At 41.8% G+C, this 12,340-nt stretch carries 8 protein-coding genes and 1 riboswitch; of the genes, 5 read left to right on the plus strand and 3 right to left on the minus strand.

Going from position 1 to position 12,340, the window contains the following annotated elements; genetic code table 11:
• Positions 1-31: 31 nt before the first annotated feature.
• The 3 genes from BHV72_RS11155 to BHV72_RS11165 are packed head-to-tail and all read right to left on the minus strand — an operon-like array spanning position 32 to position 2,936.
• Entirely contained in the window at positions 32-793 is a 762-nt protein-coding gene (locus tag BHV72_RS11155; RefSeq protein ID WP_005678824.1) for an ABC transporter ATP-binding protein, read from the minus strand.
• A complete protein-coding gene (locus BHV72_RS11160) occupies positions 790-1,806 on the minus strand; it encodes a FecCD family ABC transporter permease (protein ID WP_005682715.1) in 1,017 nt (338 codons plus the stop codon). The genes BHV72_RS11155 and BHV72_RS11160 overlap by 4 nt, the downstream gene beginning before the upstream one ends.
• The gene (locus BHV72_RS11165) at positions 1,803-2,936 is read right to left on the minus strand and encodes an ABC transporter substrate-binding protein (protein WP_286855980.1); all 1,134 of its coding nucleotides are present in this window, start codon (positions 2,934-2,936) and stop codon (positions 1,803-1,805) included. Before BHV72_RS11165 ends, BHV72_RS11160 begins: the two co-directional genes overlap by 4 nt.
• A 127-nt stretch (positions 2,937-3,063) precedes the next feature.
• Positions 3,064-3,275, plus strand: a riboswitch (cobalamin riboswitch).
• 210 nt (positions 3,276-3,485) lie between these two features.
• On the opposite strand from BHV72_RS11165, the gene BHV72_RS11170 reads away from it, so the two are divergent.
• From BHV72_RS11170 to BHV72_RS11190, 5 genes are all read left to right on the plus strand, one after another.
• Positions 3,486-5,492 carry a TonB-dependent receptor plug domain-containing protein gene (locus BHV72_RS11170; RefSeq protein ID WP_286855981.1) on the plus strand — a complete coding sequence of 669 codons (2,007 nt, stop codon included), beginning with the start codon at positions 3,486-3,488 and terminating at the stop codon, positions 5,490-5,492.
• A complete protein-coding gene (locus BHV72_RS11175) occupies positions 5,489-6,649 on the plus strand; it encodes a YncE family protein (RefSeq protein WP_005678829.1) in 1,161 nt (386 codons plus the stop codon). Before BHV72_RS11170 ends, BHV72_RS11175 begins: the two co-directional genes overlap by 4 nt.
• Positions 6,650-6,665: 16 nt before the next feature.
• Entirely contained in the window at positions 6,666-7,982 is a 1,317-nt protein-coding gene (locus BHV72_RS11180; protein ID WP_022042871.1) for a PKD-like domain-containing protein, read from the plus strand.
• Between the two features lie 31 nt (positions 7,983-8,013).
• The gene (locus BHV72_RS11185; RefSeq protein ID WP_055173180.1) at positions 8,014-9,318 is read left to right on the plus strand and encodes a DUF5074 domain-containing protein; all 1,305 of its coding nucleotides are present in this window, start codon (positions 8,014-8,016) and stop codon (positions 9,316-9,318) included.
• 251 nt (positions 9,319-9,569) lie between these two features.
• Complete coding sequence (locus BHV72_RS11190) at positions 9,570-12,326, plus strand: TonB-dependent receptor (protein WP_022042873.1); 2,757 nt, start codon at positions 9,570-9,572, stop codon at positions 12,324-12,326.
• Positions 12,327-12,340 lie beyond the last annotated feature (14 nt).

The raw sequence follows: 12,340 nt of genomic DNA on the forward strand, positions 1-12,340 counted from the left end.
CAATTATTTTGATATAAAGAAAAGTTTGAGACTATACTGATTTGATGCGCACCCTCATCTCCTGAGCGTCGAATGTCACTGATTCATTACGGAAAAGTCTTTCTATATGTCCGCTGGTTATCATTTCCGAAGTGGGCAAAGTGTACATATATGGGTTATCTATCAGCATGATAGAGTCACAAAGCGACAATGCGATGTCAAGGTCATGTGTGGAGAATAAGATACATTTGCCTTCTTCTTGTGCCAGCTTTTTCAGTAGCAGGCAGAGTTCATAACGATTGGGCAAGTCAAGAAAGGCAGTCGGCTCGTCGAGCAGGATTACCGGGGTGTCCTGCGCAAGCGCACGAGCAATCATAATTCGCTGGCATTCGCCGTCGGACATCTTATCCATTGTCTTTTCTGCATAACCGGACATACCGACCAACTGAATGGCATTATCCACTATTTTCCGGTCTTCCGGTTGAAGCTGACCGAGCCAGTTTGTGTAGGGAGCACGCCCCAACGCTACCACATCCTTGCAGCGAAGATTGGCGATGCGCACTTTGTCGGTGGTTACGAAACTAATGCTCAGAGCTAATTTTTCCGGTTTCAGTGAAGCAATGTCTTTTCCTTGCAGATTGATTTCTCCCGATTGAGGACTTTCCAGCCCCATTATGGCACGCAGGAGAGTACTTTTTCCTGTTCCGTTGCGTCCTAGCAGTGCAACGAGTTGTCCGCCTGTGATTCGGGCGTTTACCGTTTTCAACAGCGTGCGCTGTCCGTATCCTAATGTCAGTTCCTTAAGTTCAATCATTTGAATCCATGCAAGTTTTTAGCTATTACCCATAAAATGACCGGAACACCGAGCAAGGCGGTGATACAGTTCACCGGAAGCAGGAATTTCTTGGCGATGATGTCGCAAAGAAGCATGCTGATAAGTCCCGTCAGCATAGTGCCGGGGACAAGTATCCGGTGGTCGGCGTTGTTGAACAGCAACCGTGTGACGTGCGGCACTGCCAGCCCGATAAAACCTACCGGACCGCAAAATGCGGTCACCGTTCCTGTCAGCAGCGCGGTGGAGATGAAGATGAGAGTACGTGAACGCTTGATGTTCATTCCCATTGTCCGTGCATAGTTTTCTCCAAGAAGCAACAGGTTCAACGGTTTGATGCAGACTATGGAAATGAGCAGTCCCAGGCATAACATAGGCGTCATGATTCCCAGTTGGGTAGTGGTGATGTGTCCGAGAGAACCCATTGACCAAAGCGTGAACATTTTCAACTGTTCGGCAGAACTCAGATATTGCAGTATCTGGATAATGGCGCCTGCCACATAACCTATCATGACTCCCATAATCAATACACCGAGGATATTTTTTACTTTCCGGCTGATGACAGCTACTCCCAGTAAAATGACAGCCGTTCCTATCCAACCGGAACCGACGATGCCCAATGACTGGAGCAGTGGAAATTCAGACCAGCCGAGCAGTGGAGCTCCCAGTATAAACAAGGCAACCCCTAATCCTGCACCGGAACTTACTCCCAGCAAATAGGGATCCGCCAATGGGTTTTGGAAAACTGTCTGCATCTGCAAACCGCTTACGGAGAGTGCCACGCCTATCAGTGCCGCCACTATTACCCGTATGAACCGGATAGAAAGAAGAATGTTACGTGTCATTTCATCACATTCGCCTCCGGTGAGCACAGCCCATACCTTGGAGACAGGGATATACGTGTCTCCGGTTGCCATATCTATGACTAGCAATAGCAGGGCGATTATGCCTAGCGCGATAAATAAAAGTGCAGTATGTTTGCGGGGTTGTTTCATTCCAGACGCCTGTAATAATAAAGTGAATCGGATACAAGCTCCGGATGAAAAATATGAATCAAGTCGCGTAACACAACGTCGGGACGGACAACTGCCGATTCCCAATAATCGTTTCCGCCTGTCGGCGTCAACCGTAAGTTGTTGTTATAAACAGTCTTTTCGTTCACGGCTTTTGCGTCTGCGAATTTAGGGTTGACAGCTTTCAGCTCCTCAAGTGTAGTCGCCGAACCGACATTAATCCAGTAATCGGCTTTTTGTATCAGGCCATAGGCTGTTTCCAGTCCGATTGGGGTTGAACTGTTGGAACTGTTTTCTTTATAAATGTACTCTGCGCCTGCATCGGCAATCAGTCGTGCCATATAACTTTGGGTGGAAGGCATTACCCAACTGTCGTTCCACGGAGTGTTGAACATAACGGTAGGACGCTGGCTGACGGAATCCGTGAGGGCTTTCAGTGCGTAATAACGTTGGGGAATTTCCCGGAATATTTCTATTCCCTTTTCCCGTTTGTCTGTCAGTTCGGAAAGGACAATCATCCATTCGGCTTTGCCGAGCGGTGATTCTTCCAGATATTCCCCCATATATAGATAAGGTATGGAAAGTTCTTTCAGTTTGTCCGTTACAGCGGTTTGGGCGTCACCTATGCCATAGAGCAAGACTACGTCGGGCTTTAATCCAATCAGCAGTTCGTAGTTCATTTCAGGATCCATATCCTTGATTGAATCTTTGTGGGCAAGGATGTAGGGATTGGCGATATAATCAATGCCCGAAACTCCGACAATCCGGTTGACTTCTCCCAGTTCATCGAGCATGGCAACATAGGAAGAAGACATGCATACAATCTGTTTGGCTCCGGCAGGGATGACGGGACCGTTGAATCCGGCAGGCGCTTGCTCGCCGTTGCGTGTAACAAAATAAGACATTGTTACGTCGTTGGCGCCTTGCCACGGGTTGGTAATCTGTATAAGCGTACTGGCGGCGTTCTCAGCACCCAGGATTTTAAATCCCGAAGCGTATTCAGGGGTATATACATCTTGGTTGAATGCTTCCAGAGATGTCTTATTACGGGTGATACAGCTTGCCAAAAAGAGCAGGCAAAGTAACGTGATAGTCGGAGCAGGAGATTTCACTTTTATAAGATGTTTAATTAGAAAAAAATAATAGTGGGTCCTTTTGAACGGCAAAGATAGGACTTAATTATTAGTTTGTTTTTATTTTAGTTGGATTTTTCTTTCGATTTGTTCCTATTTGTGTATCTTTGTCCCCAGAAATTTTGGTGTCACTTTTCCGATTCTACGGAAAGAGTGGTGAAAAGGGAATCAGGTGTAAATCCTGAACAGACCCGCTGCTGTAAGCTCCGCCAAAAGTTTTCCTACAATACTCAAATCCACTGTTCCGCTTTGGAGGAATGGGAAGGGCGTTAGGAAAATGGAGTAAGTCAGAAGACCTGCCAAAATTGAATTCTTGAAACTTTCCGGGATTAGAGTTTGAAGAGTGCAGTTTTTTATTCAAAATACATCTTTGATTGGTGATGTGAAGTTTCAGGAAGGAGGAATATGCCTTTTTGAGTGTTCCATTATGCGGGGAGAAGCACGTGTATATGTTTGAGTGTATGGAAAATTGCATCCTCACTGTAACCCTATGAAAGTTTATTATTTTAATTAATAAACAGGAGGATTATGTTCGGGCAGATTTATTTTAGGGTATTGGGGATAGGATGCTTTTTGAGTATGGCTTTATTGTCGTCAGCACAAAGCAAACTGGACAGTTTGCATCATCTTAATGAAGTAGTGGTTACTGCCAGAATTAATAAGGAGGTAATTCCGGTGCAATCTTTATCAGGGGATAAGTTGGAGAAACTGGCTGCACATTCGGTAGCGGACGCTATACGTTATTTTTCCGGAGTACAAATAAAAGATTATGGTGGAATAGGCGGGCTGAAGACCGTTAATATCCGAAGTATGGGAACGAATCATGTGGGAGTGTTTTATGACGGTATTGAACTGGGTAATGCGCAGAATGGAGTGATTGATTTGGGACGTTTCTCTTTGGATAATATGGAAGCTGTCACTTTATATAATGGTCAGAAAAGTGCCATTTTCCAACCGGCGAAAGATTTTGGTTCTGCAGGTTCTATTTATCTCCAGTCGAGAACACCCGTTTTTCGGGAGGATAGGGCTTATCATGTGAAAGCGACTTTTAAGACGGGCTCTTTCGGAGTTGTCAATCCTTCTTTGCTTTGGGAACAGAAACTGAGTGAGAATGTGAGTGCGTCACTTAGTACTGAATATATGTATACAACCGGAAAGTATAAATTTACTTATGCGGTGGATGGAGGATATGATACTACGGCAGTACGCCGTAATGGGGATGTCAATGCATTGCGTGCTGAGAGTGGCTTATATGGCAAGATAAAAAGTGGTTACTGGCGTACGAAAGCTTATTTTTATAATTCAGAACGTGGATATCCCGGTGCTGTTGTGCGGAATCGTTTCTCACATGAGGATCGCCAATGGGATACAAATTTCTTTTTCCAATCTTCTTTCAAAAAAGATTTCGGTGATGTGTACAGTCTGTTGTTGAATGCCAAATACGCGTATGATTATCTGCATTATCTGGCAGATCCCCAAAAGGAGGAGGCTACCATGTATGTAAATAATACATATCGCCAACAGGAAGTTTACTTGTCAATGGCTAACAGGGTTACTCTTTTTCCTTTTTGGGATATAAATATTTCAGCGGACTACCAATGGAATAAACTGAACGCTAATTTGACTGATTTTCCTTATCCCCGGAGAAATACGGCGTTGGTAGCGGCAGCTACCTCTTTACATTTTGAGCGTTTTAAGTTGCAGGCCAGTGTCTTGGGAACTTTTGTAAATGAGAACGTAGCTTCAGATACTACTTCGGCCGGGAATAAAATGGAATTTACTCCTACCGTTATCACTTCCTATAAACCTTTCAAGAATATTGATTTAAGTCTGCGTGCTTTTTACAAACGGATATTTCGTATGCCGACTTTGAACGATTTGTATTATACATTTATAGGGAATATAAAGCTGAAACCTGAGTATACTAATCAGTATAACGTAGGATTCACTTATCAGAAATTATCTTCCGGAACCTGGCTGCAAGCACTGAATGTGCAATTGGATGCGTATTATAATGAGGTGGAAAATAAAATAATAGCTACTCCTACCAATAATTTCTTTCGTTGGACAATGATTAATATGGGACTTGTTAAAATAAAAGGAGTGGATGTCGTTTTGCAAGGACTTTGGAAGTTTGGTAACGATTGGGTATTTGACAGCCGGTTATCATATACGTATCAGAAAGCACAGGATTTTACTGATAAGTCGGATAAAGATACGTATGGGGGACAAATATCGTATATTCCCTGGCATAGTGGCTCGGCTATATTAAATGCCGGATATAAATCATGGGAATTGAATTATAGCTTTATATATACGGGAGAGCGCTATGACGTTTCGGCCAATACTCCGGAGAATTATCGTCTTCCTTGGTATACAAGTGATTTTTCTTTGGCAAAGAAATTCAGTTGGAGAAAGTATGATTTCAAGTTGACCTTGGAAGTAAACAATATTTTTAATCAACAATATGAGGTGGTGAGGTCTTATCCGATGCCCGGAACTAACTTTAAATTCATTTTAAACTTAACGATATGATTGTGAATAATATTCTTTCGCGTGTCTTGCTTGGTATATTAACAGGCTGTTGTTTACTGGCTTGTCGGGGCGAGCTTCCGGTTCTACCTTCTGACGAGATAGATGTTGGCAAGGATCCTTTAGGGGGCGTCAGTATTAAAGGAATGTATCTTCTCAATGAAGGAAATATGGGAAGTAATAAGTGTACGCTTGATTTTTATGACAGCACTACCGGTAAGTATCATCGTAATATTTATGCCGAGCGGAATCCGTCCGTAGTGAAAGAACTGGGGGATGTTGGAAATGATTTGCAGATTTATGGAGATAAGCTGTATGCCGTAATCAATTGCTCGAATTTTATAGAGGTGATGGATGTGGAAACGGCACAACATCTGGGGCAAATAAATGTGACAAATTGCCGGTATATCACTTTTAATGATGGAAAGGCTTATGTAAGTTCTTATGCAGGCCCTGTCGGAATAGATCCCAATGCGCGTCCGGGAAAAGTGGTTGAAGTGGATACGACAAGTTTGGCTGTAACCCGTGAAGTGGTAGTCGGCTATCAACCGGAAGAAATGGTAATAAAAGATGGAAAACTTTATGTTGCCAATTCCGGCGGTTATCGTTTTCCGGACTATGACCGGACGGTATCGGTGATTGACTTGAAGACTTTTCAAGTTATTAAAACAATTGATGTAGCTATAAATCTTCACCGTATGAAACTGGATAGATACGGCCGTATATATGTGAGTTCGAGAGGAGATTATTATGGAACGGGATCGGATGTTTTTATTATAGATACTCAGACAGATCGTGTGACAGGAAATTTGGGAATTGCTGCCAGTGAAATGTGTTTGAGTGGAGATTCGATTTACATGACAAGTGTAGAATGGAGTTATGTGACGGAAAGTAATACTATTACTTACGCCCTCTATGACGTGAAACAAAATAAAATAGTATCCCGCAATTTTATTACTGATGGAACTGAAACAGAAATAACAATTCCGTATGGGATAGCTGTAAATCCCGAGACCAAAGAAATATTTGTAACGGATGCAAAAAGTTATGTTGTACCCGGTTATCTCTACTGTTTCAGTCCTGAAGGAAAGAAAAGATGGAAAGTCAGGGCGGGGGATATACCGGCTCATTTTGCTTTTACAACGAAAACATTTCAATAACTAATAATGAATAAAAATGGACAGGAAAATTTTAAGACTAGCATTAGTCATTGCAGTTTCTTTGTTTGTAGGAACTGTATTCACAGGATGTAATGATGGAGAAGATGCTTCGGAGCCTTACCTACTGAAAAAGGAAGACATCCGTGTGTCGCAACCGGAGGGTGGCTTTGCGGTTGTTGTTGATCAACTGTTGAAGGTACGGGTTGAAAGTGAGTCGGATGAAGGGATCTCTTATTTATGGTTGCTGGACGGCAGTGAAATTGCCCGGACAAAAGATTTGGAGTATATGTTTGAGGAGGTAGGAGAATACGAACTGATTCTACGTGCGTCACAAGGTGAGAATCATTATGATTATCTTTTTGCGGTCACAGTAACTTTTGATAATATCGAACCGGCTCCTGAAGGAGCAACGGCTTATATCACTAAAGTTCTTGATTTTGTTCCGGCCGTGGGACAATTTACTAATGCGTTGCCGGCATATGACGAAGGAGACACACAAGAGGTTATGAACGAAAAAGTATTGGCAGCTATCGGTAACAATAAAAAGGGGATGATTTCTTTAGGAGGGTTCGGAGGATATGTCGTAGTAGGTTTTGACCATACAATAACTAATGTTACCGGAAAACGTGATTTCCGGGTACTTGGCAATGCTTTTTATTCTGCGGCCAATCCAGACTCTGATGCACCGGAGGGAGGAAGTTGTGAGCCGGGAGTGATCATGGTAGCTTATGATAAAAATCAGAATGGTATGCCGGATGAGGACGAATGGTATGAGATTGCCGGTAGTGCTCATGAAGACGCTGCACTGGAATTATGGTATGACAAGGCTGTAGCTGCGGGAAATGATGTGGAGACTTATCGAAACTATGAAATCACTTATTATCGTCCGGAAAAAGAACCGGAAACTTCGGAAGAAAGAGAGAAATATATCCGGTGGGAAGATAACCGGGGAAATTCGGGATATAAAGTGAAAAATACATTTCATAATCAGTGTTATTTTCCGGAATGGATAAAAGAAGATAAGATAACATTTAAAGGGACTTGTTTACCTCAAAATGCTGTTGATGAAAGTGGACAAGGTAATTATTTTGTTTTGTATAAATTCCGTTATGGTTATGCTGATAATGAGGTGAACACTAAAGATGAGTCTGCTATTGATATAGATTGGGCAGTAAATTCAAAAGGTCAGAAGGTACATTTGCCGGGAATTGATTTCATAAAGATATATACCGGTGTCAATCAGGAAAATGGTTGGTTAGGTGAATGTTCCACTGAGATATCAGGGGTTGAGGATTTGCATGTTTTAGGAGTTGATATCGATACCCGCAAATAAGTTAAGAAATAATTGATAATAAGAATTTGAAATGAAAAGGTATTTTGTATTGGCAGTTGTTGCCTTGGGACTGGTTTTTACAGCATGTGATGAGGAGGAAAATTTGAACTCATCTGTATGGATCGGGAGTGAATCGGAAAGTAATGTGATTGCGCAGTTAGATACATTGTATCTGGATGCCCGGATTGAAAATCTGTCTGGGGCGATGAGATATTTGTGGACAGTAGACGGAAAGGAAGTTTCAACCGCTTCAACATATAAGTTTTCACAGCCTAAGACTGGAGAGTATGTTATAGGACTGGCGGTATCGGATGATAAGGGAGAAAACCTTCAAACGACTATGACAGCCAAGGTGGAAGGGCGGTTTGGCAAAGGTGCCTTTATTTTGAATGAAGGAAATATGGGGAATGAAACCGGAACTTTGACTTTTGTGGATTCAAAAGGCATAGCGGTAGATAGTGCATATTATCGGGTAAATCAAACTTTGCTTGGTAATGTCTGTCAAGACCTGTTTATCAGTGATAATAAGATGTATATACTTTCTCAAAATGGAGCCAAAAATGGTGGTGAAGGGCTGCTGACTATTGCGAATGCTACTAGTTTGGAGAAAGAAAAGGTTTATGATAATACTACTTTGTCCTGGCCGTCCAATTTGGCTGTAGTCGGAGAGAATCTTTATATTCGTGATAATAATGGAGTTTATATGCTGGATACTTCCACCGAAGTTCTGACTTTTGTTGAGGGGACGAAGGGCGCTTTGAAAAATCGTATGGCTGTGGTTGGAGACAAAGCTTTTGTGATGGGCAATAAGCAACTTTTTGTTATTCAAAACGGGACTGTTATACATACTGTTTCTTTTGAAAGCGCTTTATCCGGTGTTGCTAAAACATATGATGGAAATTTGTGGGTTTCATGTACAAAGCCTGCGAGTATTATAAAAGTCAGTCCGGTTGATTATAAGACTATTGATTCTCATACTTTGAATGTCAGTATTGGTGCCGGGTGGGGAGTTGCCCCTGCTTTTTCTGCTAAAGATGATATTATCTATTTCAGTAATGCCGGCTTTAAGCTATATCGGCATATTTTTTCTCAGAATGAGACGGAAGAAGTTGCTGATATAAAAGAGTATGTGGAGGATGCAGGGATCTATTATAATAGTTTGGGAGTTGATCCGGTGAGCGGGGAAGTTTATTTTGCCACTCTGAAAGGATATGCAGATTATAAAACCAATGATATTGCTATTTTTGATTTCAATAAAACACCAGCTTTACAGTTTGATATAAAAAATAAGAATAGTTTTCCGGCAGGAGTTTTCTTTACGGAGAATTTTAAGTGATTATGAGTTTCTAATTGATAGTTTTTGTTGATAGGGAGACTTCTTCCTCTATAAAAAGGATATTCTTCTCAAAGAGTATATTTTTATATGTGGAGGAAGTCTTTTTGTTAGTTTATATTGTGACCTTGTGTGATTGGAATGTAATTTGTTTTAATAAAATGAATAAAATAGTAAGCTTTCTAAAGAAACTCCTTAATTTTACATTGTTTACTAAGACTCAAACTAAAATATAGACTTATACTGCTATTGACATGAAAATTTGCAGACTGGGCGGATTACTTTTACTGTTATTTTGTATGCATACAATAGTGTATGCGCAACAGGTGAGGACTGTCAGGGGAAGGGTACAAATGCTGGATACCGGAAGTGAAAAGAAACAATCTTTGCCTTCTGCCAGTATTGTCGTCTTGGAAAAGATGGACTCTGCTTTTGTAAAAGGTACGGCAAGTGACAAAAACGGTCGATTTACTCTAACTTATCAGCCACAGAAAAAGAAAGAATATCTGTTGAAGGTTTCATTTATGGGAATGCAGTCTTTCTACCGTGCATTGGGAGATTCCGTATCTATAAATGCGGGCACTATCGTACTGAAGGATGATGACCTTCAGATTGATGAGGTGGTAGTGACCGGAAAATTGAGGGAAGTGGTTATGGAAGGAGATACGACTGTTATCAATGCTTCTGCCTACAAAACTCCCGAAGGAGCTTATCTGGAAGACTTGGTGAAACGTATTCCCGGACTGGTGTATAACAAAAAAGACCATTCATTGACTTACAACGGTCAGCCTATCAGCGAAATTAATGTAAATGGGGAGTCTTTCTTTTCAGGAGATAAAAAGACCGCGCTTGAGAATCTGCCGGCAAACTTGATTAGCAAGTTAAAGGTGTACGACAAGAAATCAAAAGAGGAAGAATTTACGGGAATCAGTTCGGGAGAAAAGAAATATGTGCTTGACTTGCAAACCAAGGATGAACTGAATAAGACTTGGCTGACAAATGCGACGGTAGGGTATGGCAATAATAAGAAGAAGGATCTGGAGGCACAAGTGAATTATTTCCGTAAGAATGGGGAAAACCTGTCTTTTATAGCCCGTTCTACTAATAGATATCAGAACAGTACATACAAAGATAATATCAATAATTCGCTGGGATTGAATATGGCACATAAATTTGGCGGAAAGTTTTCTTTGAATGGCCATGTGAATTATAATCTTAACAGGAACGGGAATATATCTTCTATGTATCAGGAGCAGTATTTGACTGGTGGCAACCAATATTCGGCCTCTGCCAACGAAGGAAACTCTAAAGGACGGTCGGTCAATTCCAGCTTGATGGGAGAGTGGAAAGTAGATAAAAGCACGCGTGTCAACTTCAGTGGAAATTTCGGGTATACTCCTAATCAAAATGAAAGTAACAGTCAGAGTGCTTCTTTTGACGCTCCTCCCGGCGTAAACCATGAGAACTTGTTCAGTGATTTTGAGTCTGTTCCCCGGGATATAAAGGTGAACCGTAGTGAGAATCGGTCACGGTCGGAAAATGAATCCTACCGCTACCATTGGGCAATGGGAGTGATGAGACGCCTGAACGAAAAAGGAACAACTCTGGGACTGAATATTCAGAATTCCGATTCGTGGGGAAATAATGAAAGTTTCTCTCTTTCCGAGACTACCTATTTTCGCTTGAAGGATAAGAATGGGAATGACTCGGTACTTTATCGTAACCAGTATTTGAAGTCACCCCAGCGCAATAATTCCTGGAGGGTGGGACTTTCGTTTACTCAACCTGTCGGAAAGAAGGTACGTCTGCGGGTGGCATATAACTGGAGTACCCGGTATGAACGGAGTAACCGCGATACTTATGAATTGTCTTCCCTGGCGAGTTCGGATATTTACGGTGAGTTACCTTCCGGTTACGAGGCGGGGTATGTAGATAGTTTGAGCAACCGTAGCCACAGCCGCAGTAATGGGCACGATCTGAATGTAGGAGTCAACTATTCGGATGACACATGGATGTTTAACGCATCACTGGGGGTTACGCCGCAAAGGCGTACCATTGACCGGAAAGTAGGGAAACTTTATGCGGATACTGCCATGAATATGATTGATTTCCAACCTATGATATGGATGAGCTGGCGGAAGAAAGAGATGCGTGTCAGCCTGAATTATAACGGTAACACCCGGCAGCCTTCTTTGTCGGATTTGATGCCGTTGACGGATAATAGCAATCCGCTGTATATCACCCGTGGAAATCCTGACTTGAAGCAGATGTTTAGTCATAATATACGTCTGAATTTTCAGAACTCACCTAAAGGTATATCTGCAAACCTAGGCGGACAGGTGGAGCAAAACAGTGTTACACAAGTCATGATATATGACGTGCAGACCGGTGGACGCGAAACGTATCCGGTCAATATAAACGGTAATTGGAATTTGTTTGGAGGGGCTAGCTGGTGGAAACGTTTTGGACATTTCTCTTTAAGATTGGATATGTCCGGTAATCATAGTAACCGTGTAGGTATGATTAATGAAGATAAAAGCTTACAGCCGGAAAAGAGTACAACCCGTGATACCGGATTGAATTGTGAGGCACAGGCATCTTATCAACCTTCTTGGGGAGGCATTGACTTATCTACTTCTTGGAATTACCAATACTCGCTTAATTCTTTGAACGATAATGATACCTATACGCGTTATTATAATTTCGGTCTGAATGGTTATGTTGATTTTCCTTTCGGGTTGCAGTTGCGCACAGATGCTACGTATAATCTTCGTAGCGGAACGAATATTCAGAAAGGGGAAGATGATGAAATATTGTGGAATGCCGGTGCTACATGGCGTTTCCTGAAGAAGAAGGAAGCGGAATTGTCGGCTTATTGGGCGGATATTCTGGGAAAGAAAAAAAGTTATGGGCGTATGGCTACTTCTGATGGCTTTTATGAGTATCGTACGCAGGAAATAAAGGGATATTTCATCGTCACTTTTAAATATAACTTTCGTTTGATGATGTGAGTTTTAGAAAAAAG

The sequence above is a fragment of the Bacteroides sp. 43_46 genome (assembly GCF_001915455.1).
Taxonomy (GTDB): Bacteria; Bacteroidota; Bacteroidia; order Bacteroidales; family Bacteroidaceae; genus Bacteroides; species Bacteroides caccae.